This window comes from Pedococcus sp. P2_D7, assembly GCF_056404295.1.
Genome location: NZ_JBFUEH010000007.1, coordinates 20,538 through 34,494 on the forward strand (window position 1 = coordinate 20,538; position 13,957 = coordinate 34,494).

A 13,957-nucleotide genomic window follows, 5' to 3' on the forward strand; every position below is an offset into this window, starting at 1 on the left:
GTAGCGTCGTTACCGTTTCCGAGATCTACACGCCGCCGTTGATTGCGGCGATGTCGTGGGAGTCGTACGACTCAGGTGAGATGCCGCTGTGCATGCAGGAGTTGTTGTCCGTGTCGTTGGCGTAGGCCCGGTGAGCGATGCTGCCGGTGTGTCCAAACTCGTGACATCCCAGCGATCTCAGCCACGAGTTTGACTGAGCCGTAAGTGCTTTCGTTGAACTGAACGATGTAGATGTCGCAGCGCCCCGCGAGGGTCTTGTCGTCGCAGAAGGCGTGCGCGTACCAACCGGTTGCACCGTAGGTGTAGTCCTGGACCCAGATGTCGTCGCCGGTGCAGTACTGAGTGTCTATGTCGGTGCGGTCGAGCTGGGCGAAACCTTGATTGCGGGCGATGACGGTCTTGGGAACGATGCTCGGCGATTTGACGCACTGTGTTGTGTTGTCGGGGTCGGGTAAAAGGTCTTGGTGGGATGCATGTGCGGGCGCGGAGAGTCCGACGATGAAGGCGCCGGCCAGGACAACGCTCCACCTCAGTCGCAAGGTGCGGCGCTTCACTGGGCGTCTCCGTCGCCGTTGGCTGGCCCAGGCGGGTTGGGGATCTTCGCCAGATTGACGGCCTGTGCGGTCTCGGCAATTTCCGTGGCGTACTCCTCGATGCCCTTTGCCTTGACCCCTTGCACGGCCTTGAGGCCCTCATCGCCCCCGGGCACCAACTCCGAGTCCTGGATGAGGACGCGTGCTTGGGGACCTAGATATCCGTACTTTCCCGGAACGTCGGCCTGCAGGAAGAAGTACCCCTCGTCCCCGACCTTGCTCCACGGGAGATCGACGTTCTGGGCGGACTTGCCGTTGACCCATCCCGTCTCCTGCACAATGACCGTGGTCGGCGTCCCGCCCCGTGAGAAGAGGATCTTCGTCACGGCGATGGTGACATCTCGATACTTGACCTTCTCCTGCCCGTCACCCACCTCGCGGCCCGGTGCCACGTCGGAGACGGTGCCCACCACGACGAGATCGGACTCGACCAGCATCGACCGGGTGCTGGAGAACACGGGAGAGCTGACGAGTAGTCCACGGTCGGGCCACTCGGGTAGCGACCCGGAGCACCCCGACAGCAAGCCAGCGGCAGCCAGCCCGGCCGTGCTTGCTACGTGGCCTGCCCGCGACGGGCTTCGCCTCAGATGTGCACTCATGTCAACGCCCCTTGCTTGGCGGCAAATGCGGGATCCTCGCGGCAGTGAGACGTATGAGGCGCCGGAACGTGACGGCCCCGGGCTGCACTCCCCCGGCGGTCCGTCCGCGTACGGACAGAGATCGGAGCCTGGCCTGGGTATGCCGTAGCGTCGCCACCGTGGCCCCGTCACCTTCGTCGCTGCTCACGGCGCCGCGCTCCGACGCCGACCTCCCGGCATACTGGCGCGCCCTGGGGCTCCCCGGCCTGGCCGACGTCCACGTGCACTTCCTGCCCGAGCCGATGCTCGCGAAGGTGTGGGCCTACTTCGACCAGGCGCAGGAGCACTACGGCCAGCCCTGGCCGATCCACTACCGCGACGACGAGGCGACCCGCATCGCGACGCTGCGCGCGCTGGGGGTCCGCGCCATCCCCGCGCTGGCCTACCCCCACAAGGCCGGCATGGCTCAGTGGCTCAACGACTGGTGCGCCGAGTTCGCGGCGCGCGTCGACGGCGCGGTGCACTGCGCCACGCTCTTCCCCGAGCCCGGTGTCGGCGAGCAGGTGGAGCGCTCACTGGAGTCGGGGGCACGGCTGTTCAAGATGCACGTCCAGGTCGGCGGCTACAGCCCGGACGACCCGCTGCTCGACCCGGCCTGGGACGCTTTGGAGCGAGCTGGTGCGCCGGTCGTGCTGCACGCGGGGTCGGCTCCCAAGGAGGGCGCGTACACCGGGCCCAAGGCCGTCGCGGCGGTCCTCGAGCGCCACCCACAGCTGACGGTGGTGGTGGCCCACCTCGGCATGGGGGAGTACGACGCGTTCGCCGACCTCGTCGAGACCTTCCCGCGGGTGCACCTCGACACGACGATGGCCGGCACCGACTTCAGCAACCGGTTCGCCCCCCTGTCGCCGTCCTACGTCGAACGGCTCGGCGCCCTCGGCGACCGGGTCGTCCTCGGTTCGGACTTCCCCAACATCCCCTACCCCTACGCCCACCAGATCGAGGCGCTGCACCGCCTGGGACTCGGCGACGAGTGGATGCGAAAAGTATTGTGGCACAACGGTGCCCGACTCCTCGGGCTGGAGGTCGACGATGCCTGACGTCCAAGAGACGGGGGCGCTCGCCGCAGCCCTGCGCAGCCTGTATGCCGTGCCGCCCGAGGAGTTCATGGCCGAGCGCAAGCGCCTTGTCGCCGCCGAGAAGGCGGACGGCGACCCTGCCGTGGCCAAGGAGATCGGCACCCTGCGCAAGCCGAGCATCGCTGCCTGGGCGGTCAACCTGCTGGCCCGCGAGGCGCCGGACCTCGTCGACGGCCTCGCCGACCTGGGCGGGCGGATGCGCGCTGCCCAGGGTCGGCTCGACACCGGCACCCTGACGTCGTTGCGCCCGGAGCGCGACCAGCTGCTCGAGGAGGTGGTGCGCATGACGGTGCAGCTCGTCGAGGACGCGGGACGCACCTGCAGCGCGGCGGCCCAGCAGGAGGTCCGGGCGACGGCGATCGCCGCCCTCGCCGACGAGCAGGCGATGGCAGCCGTGGCGTCCGGCCAGCTCGCGAGGACGTTGTCCTACAGCGGTTTCGGCGAGGTGGACCTCGCCGAGGCGGTCGTCCGCACCACGTCGGGCGCGATCCTCTCCGTGGTGCACGGAAGCGGTGGTTCCGGCAGGCCAGCGCGTGGCGACCGACACGACCACGACCGCGACGACGGGGCCGACGAGGCCGACGCGGACCAGCCGGACGAGGAGCGGCTCGAGGCAGCGCTCGAGACGGCCGAGAAGCAGCTGGCGGCGGCCGAGGCCGAGGTGACTCGCGCCCGTGAGCGCGCGGAGGAGACCCGCGAACGGCTCGGGGTCGTCGAGCGCCAGCTGACCAAGGCGCGCGAGGCCGACGAGCTGGCCCTCGAGGCGGTCACCGACGCGGTCCGGGCGCGCAAGGCCGCCGAGGCCGCGCGGCATACCGCGCGGGAGGCACTCGACCGCGCACAGGCGGACGACTGACCGCCCGAGCCGACCGGTTCACCAGCCGTGCGAGCCGGGCCCCCCCTTGAACGGGCCCACGACGCGATCGGTGATCCAGCCGCCGTAGAAGCCGCCCTCCTGCGGGCGCACGACCTCGCCGTCGACGACACAGCGGTCGACCAGGCCGGGCAGCACGGCCACGGCATCCCTGATCACGATGAAGCCGGACGACGGGTCGGCGTAGAACCACCCCGCGCGTGGCGCCACGACGCCGCCCGCGACCAGGTCGAGGTAGGAGGCCCCGCCCTTCCACTCGCACCACGAGGACCCGGCAGCAGGGCGCAGCGACCCGTCGACGAACGCCTCGCGCGACAGGTAGTAGGTCGGCGGGTGGCTGGTCTCCAGCACCCTCCACGACGTGGTCGAGAGCGCGATCCGCGCACCGCCGAGCCAGACCTCCAGGGTCTCGGTGCTCGACTCCACCCGTGGTGGACGGGGGTAGTCCCAGACCGACTCCTGGCCGGGGGAGGTGGGAGCTGGTGCGGGTCGGGGCATGCCCCCACGCTACGTCGCGACAGCGGGGAGCCGGGACATCCGCTCGGGACGCGACCCCTCGCGATCGCGGGTAACTTGGCCGGGACGGAGGTGGCCACATGGCGCAGCAGCAGGTGGGGATCGACCCGGAGGTCGAGCCGAGCGGGACCGGATGCGTGGAATGCCTTGCGGTGCAAGGGTGGTGGGTCCACCTGCGTCGGTGCGCGCAGTGCGGACACATCGGGTGCTGCGACTCCTCGCCGAGCCAGCACGCCAGCCACCACTTCGAGGAGACCGGCCATCCGGTGATGGCGAGCTTCGAGCCGGGGGAGGACTGGTTCTGGGACTTCAGCGCGCAGCGGGCCTTCCTCGGCCCGCGGCTGGCCGACCCGCAGAGCCACCCCGAGGACCAGCCCACGCCGGGTCCGGCGGGACAGGTCCCCGCCGACTGGCAGAGCCACCTCAACTAGCCGCAGGTACAGCCTCCGCACCCGTTCGCCTCAGGGTTGACCCTGAGAATGACTAGTCACACCGAGGGTCGATCTGGGTATCTGCCCCCATGTACGGCGGTGCCCTGAACCGGGACGGTTGACTCATGGCCCTCCACACCGAGCTGATCCCGCCGACGGCACTGACCGCACCAGTGCGGCCGGTCACCGCGCGGGCTCGGGTCGCCCGCCGCGCTCCTGGGGGAGGACGCGGCGGGCGGGGGGCCGCCAAGCTGCTCGTGACCGGGGCGCTCGCGACCGGCATCGTCGCGCTGGCGCTGCCGAAGGTCGCCGGCGCCGAGTGGGCTGACATCGCGACCGCGCTCAAGGGCCTGACCGTCGGCCAGCTCGCGATCCTGACCGTCCTCTGGCTGGCCGGGCTCTGGGTGCAGACCCCCGCGCTGACCGCCGCGCTCCCGGGGCTCTCGCACCGCCGGGCCCTGATGCTCAACCTCACCGGCTCCTTCGTCTCCAACCTGCTACCCCTCGGCGGCGCCGCCGGCACCGTGGCCAACTGGCGGATGGCCCGCTCGTGGGGCTTCGAGTCCCCGGCCTTCGCACGCTGGGCCGTCCTGACCAACCTCGTCGACACCCTCCTCAAGTTCGTCCTGCCCGGGCTCGCCCTCTGCTGGTTGGGCGTCGCCGGCGTCGAGGTGTCGAGCAGTGTCAGCACCGCCGCCTACGTCGGACTCGGGCTGCTCACCGGCAGCATGGCCGCGGTCTGGCTGGTGGCCCGTGACGACCGCGCGGTGCGGTGGCTCGGTCGGGTCGCCGACCGCGTCGTGGCCCGCGTCCACTTCCTCCCCACGGCCGACGAGGGGTATGCCGAGCGGGCCGCGTCGTTCCGCCGCGAGAGCGCCGGGCTCGTCGCCGCGGGCTGGGGGCGGATGGTCGGAGGCAAGCTCGCGTATGCCGCGCTGCAGGCCGTGCTCCTCTGGGCCTGCCTGCGCGTGGTCGGCGCCGACGTCCACCCCGCCATCGTCGGCGCGGCATTCGCGGTCGAGCGGATCCTGACCATGGTGGCCATCACGCCCGGGGCCACTGGCATCGTCGAGCTCGGGATGACCGGGGTGCTCGTGGCGTTCCACGGCGAGCCGGCCACCGCAGCCGCCGGCGTCCTGCTCTACCGCGCGTTCATCTTCGGCATGGAGATCCCGGTCGGTGGGCTGTCGATGCTCGCCTGGTCGCTGCGCCGCCGCGGCGCGGCCCTCGCCGCCTGACGGACCCGCTTGCCGTTGTTCGGAAGATCCGCCGGGCCCAGGCACGGCGGATCTTCCGAACAACGGCGTCAGGCGGTCCGCTCGAGGAGGAACCCGAGGACGGCGGCCTGGGTGCGCAGCCGCGCGGCATACTCCCCGAGGCCACCAGCCTCCGACTGCTCGGCCGCGCGCACGCGGTCCTGCCGCTCCCGCTCCACGACCTCGCGCACCTCGTCCTCGCTCAGCTCCCGCCGAGCGGCTTCCGTGGCACCCAGCCCCACCGCAGCACCAGCGATCGGACCTTCAGCCAGGGGAGTCGTCGACTCGACGGGCACGGCTTCGGCATTCGCGATGGCGGCCAGCGCCGAGCGCACGACGGCGACCGTGTCGGTATCGCGCGCGCGCATCGCGGGCAGGAGGGAGGACTGCAGCAGGCCGCGCAGGTCGGAGCTCACCCCCCGATCCTGCCACCGGGGCTGACCGCGCCACGGCGCTAGCTCATGCAAAAGGCGAGTTAGCGACGGCCGCCGCGGCGCTAACTCGCCTTTTGCATGAGATACCGACCGTCGGCCAGCCGCACTGGTCAGCGTCTCAGGGGGCGGTGGACTGGAACCCGCGCAGGCGGAGGCTGTTCGTGACGACGAACACCGACGACAGCGCCATGGCCGCCCCGGCGATCATCGGGCTGAGCAGGCCGAGCGCGGCCAGCGGGATCGCGGCGACGTTGTAGGCGAACGCCCAGAAGAGGTTGCCGCGGATGATCCCGAGGGTGCGGCGGGCCAGCCGGATCGCGTCGGGTGCCGAGCGCAGGTCACCCCGGACCAGGGTGAGGTCGCTGGCCTGGATCGCCACGTCACTCCCCGTACCCATCGCCAGCCCCAGGTCGGCCTGCGCCAGCGCGGCCGCGTCGTTGACCCCGTCCCCGACCATCGCGACCGTGCGCCCCTCTGCCTGCAGTCGCTTCACCACCTCGACCTTCTCCTGTGGGAGCACGTCGGCGACCACCTCGTCGATGCCGACCTGCGCCGCGACCGCGGCGGCGGCGGCCGCGTTGTCCCCGGTGAGGAGGATCGGGTGGAGACCCAGCGCCCGCAGCTGGGCGACTGCGGCGACAGAGCTCTCCTTCACCGTGTCCGAGACGACTAGCACGCCACGGGCCACCCCGTCCCACGCGACGACGACGGCAGTGGCGCCGCGCTGCTGAGCCGACTCCACGGCATACCTGAGGTCGTCGGGGAGGGAAACCGCAGCGTCGGTGAGCAGCCGTGGCCGTCCCACGACGACGGCGTGGCCGTCGATGGTCCCGCTGACACCGAGCCCCTCGCTGTTGGCGAAGCCTTCGACTCCGAGCAGCGCACCGGTCGTCCGAGCCCGGGCCGCCTCGGCGACGGCGCGCGCGACGGGGTGCTCCGAGGCGTCCTCGAGGGCACCAGCCAGCCGAAGCACCTCGGCCGGGTCCTCGCCGTCGGTGGCCACCACGTCGGCGAGCGCCATCCGACCGGTCGTGACGGTGCCCGTCTTGTCGAGCACCACGGTGTCGACCTGGCGGGTGGACTCCAGCACCTCGGGCCCCCGGATGAGCAGGCCGAGCTGCGCGCCGCGGCCGGTGCCGACCATGAGGGCGGTGGGCGTGGCCAGCCCGAGCGCGCACGGGCAGGCGATGATCAGCACGGCGACGGCCGCGGTGAAGGCGGCCGTCCAGCCGGCCCCGGTGCCGACCCAGAAGCCGAGGGTGGCCGCCGCGAGCAGGATCACCATGGGCACGAAGACGCCGGAGACCCGGTCGGCGAGCCGCTGCACCTGCGCCTTGCCGTTCTGTGCGTCCTCGACCAGCGTCGCCATCTGGGCGAGCTGGGTGTCGGCGCCGACCCGCGTGGCCCGGACGACCAGGCGGCCTCCGGCGTTCACGGTGGCGCCGACGACCGCGTCGCCGGGACCGACCTCGACCGGCACGGACTCGCCTGTCACCATCGACGCGTCCACGGCCGACGTGCCGTGCTCGACCGTGCCGTCGGTGGCGATCTTCTCGCCCGGTCGCACCACGAAACGCAGGCCGACGACCAGCTGCTCGACGGGGATCCGCTCCTCGCGGGCGTCGTCCCCCTCACCACGCAGCACCGCCACGTCCTTGGCCCCGAGCTCGAGCAGGGCTCGCAACGCGGCGCTGGAGCTCCGCTTGGCGCGGGCCTCGGCGTAGCGCCCGGCCAGGAGGAAGGCGGTCACCCCGGCTGCTGCCTCGAGGTAGATGTTCCCGGCGCCGTCGGTGCGCTCGAGGGTGAACCGGAAGGGGTGCGTCATCCCCGGGACACCTGCCGTGCCGAGGAAGAGGGCGTAGAGCGACCAGCCGAACGCCGCCAGGGTGCCCACCGACACGAGGGTGTCCATCGTCGTCTGCCCGTGACGCAGGTTGGTCCAGGCGGCCCGGTGGAACGGCCAGCCGCCCCACACCACGACCGGGGCGGCCAGGACGAGGGAAGCCCACTGCCAGTAGTCGAACTGCCACGCCGGCACCATCGCCAGCACGACGACGGGCACGGCCAGCGCCACCGAGACGAGCAGCCGGTGACGGAGCTGCGCGGTGGGGTCGGCCTCGGCCTCAGGGACGGCGCCGCCGTCGGCGCGAGCGACGACCGGGAGAGACGCCGTGTAGCCGGTGCGCTCGACCGTCTCGAGGAGGTCGTCCGTCGAGACCGTGGCCGGGAAGCTGACCTTGGCCTTCTCGGTGGCGTAGTTGACCGTGGCCGTGACGCCCTCGATCTTGTTGAGCTTCTTCTCGATCCGGGTCGCGCAGGAGGCACAGGTCATGCCGCCGATGACGAGCTCGACCGCGCCGGTCGCTGGGACGGTGGTGGTGCCGTTCGGGGGTGCGTGGGTCATGGCGTCCTCCCGGCGTCGGACGTGAAAGCGGCAGTGTGGACCGCCCCATCGGCCTTGAAGTCGAGGAACAGGCGATAGCGCCCCGGCCCCGGTGCCTCGACCTGGAAGGCCAGACCGGCCGCGCCGCCTGCCAGGCTGCTGACTCCGGTGAGGGGGTGCGCGTGGGCATAGGCGAGGTCACCTTCGCGCAGCACCACGAGGTGGCCACCGGCGCCGAGGTAGGGCTCGAGGGCGACCGCCCGGCCGGAGGTACGACCGATCGTGAACGCCACGGGTTGGGCCTTCGCCGGGGACAGGGCGCCCGCGACCCGCAGGGTGAACCCATCCACCGAGGTGGTCGGGTCGGGACCGGGGAGCGCGGCGGGGGAGTAGTCACCGGGGACGGCGAGGTCGGTGCCGAGGACCAGTCCCTCGGTCTCGCCGTCGGGGTCGAAGTCAGCGAACATCCGCCACTGCCCGGGCCGGCTCAGGTCGACGTCGACCGACCAGGTGCCGTCGGGCGACATCGCGGGGTGCACGTGCTGGAAGCCGGACAGGTCGCGGCGCACGACGATGAGGTGGAGCTTCTTCTCGTGCGCCGTGGTGAAGGCGGTGACGGGTCGTCCGTCCGGACCCATGATCCGGAAGGTCACCCGCGCCGAGGTCGACGGCTCGATGGTCGTCGTGCCCGGGACGAGCTGGTAGCCCTGGGCCGTGGCGCTGAGCCCGGCCGGCACGGATGCTTCGGTCTGGGTTACGTCACCGTCCGGGGCGTGACCGTCGGGGTCGTGACCGTCGGGCCCGTTGCCGTCGCTCGTCATGTCGGCGTGCGGTGCGGCGGCGGCGGCCTGGTCGGCACCCGGCATACCGAGGTCCGCGAGTCGACCCACGCCGAAGGCCGCCCCGAACGCCACGGCGACCCCGGCGCCGAACGCGGCGACGCGGGTGACCGCGTTCACGGCGCCAGGCTGTAGTCGCCCGCCTCGTCGAGGGCCTCGGCGACCTCAGCAGGGGTGAGCTCGCGGGACGTCTCGACGGTGACGGCGGAGGTGCCGCCCGCGACGAGGTCGACCGTCACGCCGGACACGCCGTCGAGGGCGCTGAGCTCCTCGGTGACGGCGCTCGCGCAGTGACCGCAGGTGAGGCCGACGACGTCGAAGTTCTGGGTGCTCATGGGGTGCTCCTTGGTCTGGTGTCTCGCGGTGGCCGGTCAGTGCCGGTCAGGACCGGACGAGCCGGGCGATCGCGTCGGAGGCCTCGCGGACCTTGTCCTGGGCCTCGGGGCCGCCCCGGCGCGCGGCGTCGACCACGCAGTGCTCGAGGTGCTCCTCCAGCAGCTCCAGCGAGAACGACTGCAGCGCCTTGGTGGCGGCCGACACCTGGGTGAGGATGTCGATGCAGTACTTGTCCTCCTCGACCATCCGCTGGAGGCCGCGGACCTGTCCCTCGACGCGGCGCAGCCGTTTGAGGTGGCTGTCCTTCTGGTCGTGGTATCCGTGGTGCGTGTCGGTGTCGGCCATGCCAACACCATACCCCCCTATGGTATCCAGTCAAGCCCACGCCCCCTGCAAGCAACCTTTGCTAGCAAACAAAAATGGATGGCGGACAGGTTGCAACCTGTCCGCCATCCAGGAACCTTTGCTAGCAAAGGTTGCTCGAGAGGGGGTGCTGGGAGGAGAGGTCGGGTCAGCGCAGGGGGTCGAACGGCTTGAGCTGCTCGACCTGCTTGCCGGTGACCATGGTCTCGGCGAGGAGTCGACCGGTGACCGGGCCGAGGGTGATGCCCCACATGCCGTGTCCACCGGCGGCGAAGACGCGGGGCGACTTCGTGGCTCCGATGAGGGGGAGGCCGTCGACGGTGCAGGGGCGCGAGCCGACCCACTCGTCCTGGCGGTTGTCGAGGTCGGCGCCACGCAGCAGCGGGCGGGCGGCCTCGGCGATGGCCTGGATGCGGCGCTGGTCGAGCGCGGCCTCGGGCTTGCGGAACTCCATCATCCCGGCGACGCGCAGGCGGTCGCCGATCGGCGTGCAGGCGACGCGCTGGGCGGGGAAGTAGACCGGGCCGTTGGGCACGTGGTCGATCGCGACCGAGAAGGAGTAGCCGCGACCGGCCTGCACGACGTTCTTCACGCCGAACTGGCGCGCGAGCTTGCCGAGCCAGGCGCCCGTCGCGAGGACGGCGGCGTCGAACTCCTCGACCGAGCCCTCGGCAGTGGTGACCACCACGCCGGTGCCGGTGTCGCGGATGTCGGCGACGGTGGCGGCGTCCATGATCTTGCCGCCACGGGCCCGCACCGAGTCGGCGAGGGCGTGCACGTAGGTGCCCGGGTCGATGAAGCGCTGGCCCTTGAGCAGGATCGCCGCGCCGATCTCGTCGGACAGGCTCGGCTCGATGGCGCGGGCCTGGTCGCCGGTGAGGGCGTCGAACTCGATGTCCTGGCCGGCGGCGTGGATGTGCTCGATCTCCTCGAGCAGGGTGACCCGCTCGGCCTCGGTGCGGTAGGACGCGAGGAACGACTTGGCCTCACGGGTCTCGGCCTGCACGCCACCGTCACGCAGGAGGTCGAAGCTCTCGAGCGACAGGTCGTTGACCGGCACGAGCGAGCCCATCGCCTTCTTCCACTGCTTCATCGTGGAGTTCTTGGTGAACCCGGTGACGAACTTGAGGAACTTGGGGTCGGCGCTCGGCGGCACGTAGACCGGCGAGCTCGGCGACAGCACGGCGCGCAGGCCGTACTTCAGGACCGCCGGCTCCGGCAGCGGCGTCGCGATGCCGGGGGTCAGCCACCCGGCGTTGCCCCACGACGAACCCGCGGCGACACCCTCGCGGTCGAGGACGGTCACCTCCACACCGTGCTCCTGGAGGAACCAGGCGGTCGACAGACCGACCATGCCGGCGCCGACGACGGCGACGCGCTGGGGGACGGGGAGACCTGCTGCGGTGATGGGAGCCATAGATCGAGAGTGACAGCGGGGCGGGTATGCCGCCTTGGGCCAACAGCATGAATCCTCCAGCATCACTTGTGCTGAGACCACAAACAGGAGCACCCTGAGCGGGTGCTCGCCGTCACCGACCTCGTGGCCACCCTCGGGGGCCTGCTGACCCTCGGGGTGCCGCACCCCGGTGCCGAGGTCGACGACCTGACCATCGCTGAACCCGGTCAGGGGATCGTCGGCCAGCCAGGTGACCTCGTCCTGGGCGTCGGGGTCGAGTCGGCCGAGTCGGCGGCCGACCTCGTGCGCCGCGCCGCCGAGGCGGGTGCGGGGGGCGTGGTGCTGCGGCGCGGCATCGCCCGGCGCCGGACCGTCCGCGACCGCGCCCGGCGCAGCGAGATCGCCCTCGTCGAGCTCGCGGAGCAGGCGTCGTGGGCCCACCTCGTCTGGCTGCTCCGGGGCGTGATCGACCGCGCCGCCGTGGGACCCGGACGGCGTGACGACGCCCCCGTGCAGGACGACCTGTTCGCGCTCGCCGACGCCGCGGCCGCCCTGGTCGCCGCCCCCGTCACCATCGAGGACGCCCAGTCGCGGGTGCTCGCCTACTCCTCCAAGCAGGACCTCACCGACCCGGCGCGCGTCTCGACCATCGTCGGCCGCCGGGTGCCCGACGAGGTGCTCGCGACGTTCCGGGCGCAGGGCGTCTTCCGCCGCCTCGCCCGCTCCGCCGAACCCGTCTTCGTGCCTGCGGCGCGTGGTACCAAGGCGCGCCTGGTCATCCCCGTGCGCGCGGGAGGTGAGTGGCTCGGCTCGATCTGGGCGGTGGTCGAGGAGCGCCCCCCGGCCGCCCTCGTGACCGAGCTCGTCCAGACCTCCTCGGTGGTGGCGCTGCACCTGCTCCGCCTGCGGGCCCAGGCCGACCTGTCCCGCAGGGTCGCCGCCGACCGCCTGCGCGGCGTGCTGTCCGGCAACACCAGCGGCGCCGCCGACTGGCTGCCGGCCGGACCGTGGCGCGTCGTCGCCCTCGGCGGCGAGGGCGACCCCGTGCGGCTGCTCGACCTCTGGGAGTCGGTGTGCCGACGGCACGCGTGGAACCAGCCCCTGCTCGCCGACCTCGACGGTCGTGGGTATGCCGTGGTGCGCGACAGCGACGAGATGTCACCCGGGACGTGGGCCTGGCTGGGCGGCGTGGTCGGGCAGGCCCGCGACGAGTCCCTGGCGCTGACCGCTCGAGCCGGCCGCACGGCATACGCACCGGGGGAGCTGGAGCGCTCGCGGGTGGAGGCGCAGGAGACCGACCGGGTGGTCAGCCTGCCTGGTCCGGGCCGGACGGGTGACGTGCCGGGCGCCGACGACTCGGTGGTGGCGCACGAGGAGGTCTGGGCCGAGGTCACCATCGCGCGGGCCGCGAGCACGCTGGTCGGCGATCCGCTCGGCCCGCTGGCGGTGCTGCGGGACCATGACGCCGAGCACCACAGCGACTACCTGCGGACCCTGGCTGCCTGGCTGGACCACCCGGGTGCGCCCACCAGCGCCGCGCACTCGATCCACGTGCACCCCAACACGATGCGCTACCGGATGGCCCGCATCGCCGACCTCGCGGGACTCGACCTCGACGATGCCACCGTGCGGCTCGCCGTCCGTCTCCAGATCGCGGCGGCGGGTCAGTCCACCCAGTAGTTGTCGTGGTAGCGCATGAACTCGTCGCGCTCCTGGTCGGTCATGGTCTCGCCGGCTGCGACGCGGGCCAGCCCCTCGAAGTACCCCTCGCGAGGAGCGCCGGGCGCGAAGTGCAGCAGCATCGACGCGGCGCCTGACTCGTTGCGGAAGCCGTGCAGGCCGCAGGGCGGCACGTGGACGTAGTCGCCCGACCTGGTCGTGTTCCAGCGGGTGCCGTCGAAGATCTTCACCTCGCCGGACAGGACGTAGAACGACTCGGCGATGGTCTTGTGGAAGTGCGAGTCGGGACCGGAGGGCGGTCCGGCGAACTCCCACCGGTAGAGCCCGAACAGCCGTCCGGTGGACTCGCCGCTCGACAGGTAGTGCACCCGGTTTCCGTTGGGGTAGATGACATCCGGCTCCGCGTCGCTCAGGCGGATGGTCGCGCTGACCTCGCCCGTGGTGCCGTCGTAGAGGGGCGGTGGATAGCTCATGCCTGCCATCCTGCCCGGGCCCGCACCACCGCGCGACGGGTGCGCCCGGGCGGGAGGTCGCGGTGGGGTCAGACGGCGACGGCGGCAGGGAGCCGGTGCAGGGCGTCGACGAGGGGAGCCAGCTCGGGCGTCTCCTCGGCCTGTCGGATCGTCTCCTCGAGCACCCGGTCGTGCGTCGGCCGGGCCGCCTCGAGGAGCTTGACCCCGGAGCGAGTGAGCTCGGTGTAGATGCCGCGTCGGTCGTCGGCGCAGAGGATCCGCCGGATCAGCTGCCGGTCCTCCAGCCGGTTGACCAGCCGGGTCGTCGCACTGTTGGAGAGCGCGGCCGCACGGGCCAGCTGTGACATCCGCAGGTGCCAGCCGTCCTGGCGCGACAGGGCGTCGAGCACGGTGAACTCGACCACCGACAGGTCGTGGGCGCTGGTGAGCTCGCGCTCGAGGGACGACTCGATCAGCCCGTGGAGCGCGGCGAGGGTCCGCCAGCCCTGGGCGCGGACCTCGACGGCATCGTCTGCGATTCCCATCCGGCCATCATAGCCCGCATTTGCAATAAGCCGCGCATGCAACTAACTTGCTGCATACGCCGGTTGTTGCATACGCGGCATACCCGCTCGGGAAACCTAGGAACCCCGGGCCCTGACACCTCGACGCACGGAAAGGCACCAC

Annotated in this window: 16 protein-coding genes; 5 read left to right on the top strand and 11 right to left on the bottom strand. The window is 71.8% G+C overall.

Annotation, left to right across the window (positions count from 1 at the left end; all coding sequences use genetic code 11):
* Positions 1-71 precede the first annotated feature (71 nt).
* Both AC1DWJ_RS16745 and AC1DWJ_RS16750 read right to left on the bottom strand, forming a co-directional pair.
* Entirely contained in the window at positions 72-554 is a 483-nt protein-coding gene (locus AC1DWJ_RS16745; protein ID WP_477621419.1) for a hypothetical protein, read from the bottom strand.
* On the bottom strand, positions 551-1,030 hold the full coding sequence (locus tag AC1DWJ_RS16750) for a hypothetical protein (protein ID WP_477621420.1): 480 nt from the start codon (positions 1,028-1,030) through the stop codon (positions 551-553). The genes AC1DWJ_RS16745 and AC1DWJ_RS16750 overlap by 4 nt, the downstream gene beginning before the upstream one ends.
* Positions 1,031-1,350: 320 nt before the next feature.
* On the opposite strand from AC1DWJ_RS16750, the gene AC1DWJ_RS16755 reads away from it, so the two are divergent.
* The gene (locus AC1DWJ_RS16755; RefSeq protein WP_477621421.1) at positions 1,351-2,271 is read left to right on the top strand and encodes an amidohydrolase family protein; all 921 of its coding nucleotides are present in this window, start codon (positions 1,351-1,353) and stop codon (positions 2,269-2,271) included.
* Entirely contained in the window at positions 2,264-3,166 is a 903-nt protein-coding gene (locus AC1DWJ_RS16760; RefSeq protein WP_477621422.1) for a hypothetical protein, read from the top strand. The genes AC1DWJ_RS16755 and AC1DWJ_RS16760 overlap by 8 nt, the downstream gene beginning before the upstream one ends.
* Positions 3,167-3,184: 18 nt before the next feature.
* Here the strand turns inward: AC1DWJ_RS16760 and AC1DWJ_RS16765 are convergent, their stop codons facing one another.
* Positions 3,185-3,682, bottom strand: coding sequence for a DUF427 domain-containing protein (locus AC1DWJ_RS16765; RefSeq protein ID WP_477621423.1), 498 nt, complete (start codon positions 3,680-3,682; stop codon positions 3,185-3,187).
* Between the two features lie 98 nt (positions 3,683-3,780).
* Here AC1DWJ_RS16765 and AC1DWJ_RS16770 point away from each other — a divergent pair, with 98 nt between their 5' ends.
* Together AC1DWJ_RS16770 and AC1DWJ_RS16775 are read left to right on the top strand one after the other, a co-directional pair.
* Positions 3,781-4,131, top strand: coding sequence for a UBP-type zinc finger domain-containing protein (locus tag AC1DWJ_RS16770; RefSeq protein ID WP_457254894.1), 351 nt, complete (start codon positions 3,781-3,783; stop codon positions 4,129-4,131).
* A gap of 125 nt (positions 4,132-4,256) precedes the next feature.
* Positions 4,257-5,369 carry a lysylphosphatidylglycerol synthase transmembrane domain-containing protein gene (locus AC1DWJ_RS16775; protein ID WP_457254895.1) on the top strand — a complete coding sequence of 371 codons (1,113 nt, stop codon included), beginning with the start codon at positions 4,257-4,259 and terminating at the stop codon, positions 5,367-5,369.
* A 68-nt stretch (positions 5,370-5,437) separates the two neighbouring features.
* Here the strand turns inward: AC1DWJ_RS16775 and AC1DWJ_RS16780 are convergent, their stop codons facing one another.
* From AC1DWJ_RS16780 to AC1DWJ_RS16805, 6 genes are all read right to left on the bottom strand, one after another.
* Positions 5,438-5,803, bottom strand: coding sequence for a hypothetical protein (locus AC1DWJ_RS16780; RefSeq protein ID WP_477621424.1), 366 nt, complete (start codon positions 5,801-5,803; stop codon positions 5,438-5,440).
* Positions 5,804-5,939: 136 nt separating this feature from the next.
* A complete protein-coding gene (locus AC1DWJ_RS16785) occupies positions 5,940-8,225 on the bottom strand; it encodes a heavy metal translocating P-type ATPase (protein ID WP_477621425.1) in 2,286 nt (761 codons plus the stop codon).
* On the bottom strand, positions 8,222-9,163 hold the full coding sequence (locus AC1DWJ_RS16790) for a hypothetical protein (protein ID WP_457254898.1): 942 nt from the start codon (positions 9,161-9,163) through the stop codon (positions 8,222-8,224). The genes AC1DWJ_RS16785 and AC1DWJ_RS16790 overlap by 4 nt, the downstream gene beginning before the upstream one ends.
* Positions 9,160-9,378, bottom strand: coding sequence for a heavy-metal-associated domain-containing protein (locus tag AC1DWJ_RS16795; RefSeq protein WP_457254899.1), 219 nt, complete (start codon positions 9,376-9,378; stop codon positions 9,160-9,162). The genes AC1DWJ_RS16790 and AC1DWJ_RS16795 overlap by 4 nt, the downstream gene beginning before the upstream one ends.
* 46 nt (positions 9,379-9,424) lie before the next feature.
* Positions 9,425-9,724: a metal-sensitive transcriptional regulator gene (locus tag AC1DWJ_RS16800; RefSeq protein ID WP_457254900.1), complete on the bottom strand. Its 300-nt coding sequence runs from the start codon at positions 9,722-9,724 to the stop codon at positions 9,425-9,427.
* Between the two features lie 166 nt (positions 9,725-9,890).
* Positions 9,891-11,159 (bottom strand): NAD(P)/FAD-dependent oxidoreductase, encoded by a 1,269-nt coding sequence (locus AC1DWJ_RS16805; protein WP_477621426.1) that lies wholly within the window; start codon positions 11,157-11,159, stop codon positions 9,891-9,893.
* 102 nt (positions 11,160-11,261) lie between these two features.
* Here AC1DWJ_RS16805 and AC1DWJ_RS16810 point away from each other — a divergent pair, with 102 nt between their 5' ends.
* Positions 11,262-12,818 carry a PucR family transcriptional regulator gene (locus AC1DWJ_RS16810; protein WP_457254902.1) on the top strand — a complete coding sequence of 519 codons (1,557 nt, stop codon included), beginning with the start codon at positions 11,262-11,264 and terminating at the stop codon, positions 12,816-12,818.
* Here the strand turns inward: AC1DWJ_RS16810 and AC1DWJ_RS16815 are convergent.
* Both AC1DWJ_RS16815 and AC1DWJ_RS16820 read right to left on the bottom strand, forming a co-directional pair.
* Positions 12,803-13,291: a cupin domain-containing protein gene (locus tag AC1DWJ_RS16815; protein WP_477621427.1), complete on the bottom strand. Its 489-nt coding sequence runs from the start codon at positions 13,289-13,291 to the stop codon at positions 12,803-12,805. The two genes, AC1DWJ_RS16810 and AC1DWJ_RS16815, sit on opposite strands and share 16 nt — an antisense overlap.
* Positions 13,292-13,359: 68 nt before the next feature.
* Positions 13,360-13,815 carry a MarR family winged helix-turn-helix transcriptional regulator gene (locus tag AC1DWJ_RS16820; protein WP_477621428.1) on the bottom strand — a complete coding sequence of 152 codons (456 nt, stop codon included), beginning with the start codon at positions 13,813-13,815 and terminating at the stop codon, positions 13,360-13,362.
* Positions 13,816-13,957: the final 142 nt, after the last annotated feature.

Excerpts from the sequence above, each read along its gene's own strand:
- AC1DWJ_RS16750 (WP_477621420.1), bottom strand. The coding sequence starts at position 1,030 with ATGCTGGTCGAGTCCGATCTCGTCGTGGTGGGCACCGTCTCCGACGTG.
- AC1DWJ_RS16760 (WP_477621422.1), top strand. The coding sequence starts at position 2,264 with ATGCCTGACGTCCAAGAGACGGGGGCGCTCGCCGCAGCCCTGCGCAGC.
- AC1DWJ_RS16765 (WP_477621423.1), bottom strand. The coding sequence starts at position 3,682 with ATGCCCCGACCCGCACCAGCTCCCACCTCCCCCGGCCAGGAGTCGGTC.
- AC1DWJ_RS16770 (WP_457254894.1), top strand. The coding sequence starts at position 3,781 with ATGGCGCAGCAGCAGGTGGGGATCGACCCGGAGGTCGAGCCGAGCGGG.
- AC1DWJ_RS16775 (WP_457254895.1), top strand. The coding sequence starts at position 4,257 with ATGGCCCTCCACACCGAGCTGATCCCGCCGACGGCACTGACCGCACCA.
- AC1DWJ_RS16785 (WP_477621425.1), bottom strand. The coding sequence starts at position 8,225 with ATGACCCACGCACCCCCGAACGGCACCACCACCGTCCCAGCGACCGGC.
- AC1DWJ_RS16795 (WP_457254899.1), bottom strand. The coding sequence starts at position 9,378 with ATGAGCACCCAGAACTTCGACGTCGTCGGCCTCACCTGCGGTCACTGC.
- AC1DWJ_RS16800 (WP_457254900.1), bottom strand. The coding sequence starts at position 9,724 with ATGGCCGACACCGACACGCACCACGGATACCACGACCAGAAGGACAGC.
- AC1DWJ_RS16805 (WP_477621426.1), bottom strand. The coding sequence starts at position 11,159 with ATGGCTCCCATCACCGCAGCAGGTCTCCCCGTCCCCCAGCGCGTCGCC.
- AC1DWJ_RS16815 (WP_477621427.1), bottom strand. The coding sequence starts at position 13,291 with ATGAGCTATCCACCGCCCCTCTACGACGGCACCACGGGCGAGGTCAGC.
- AC1DWJ_RS16820 (WP_477621428.1), bottom strand. The coding sequence starts at position 13,815 with ATGGGAATCGCAGACGATGCCGTCGAGGTCCGCGCCCAGGGCTGGCGG.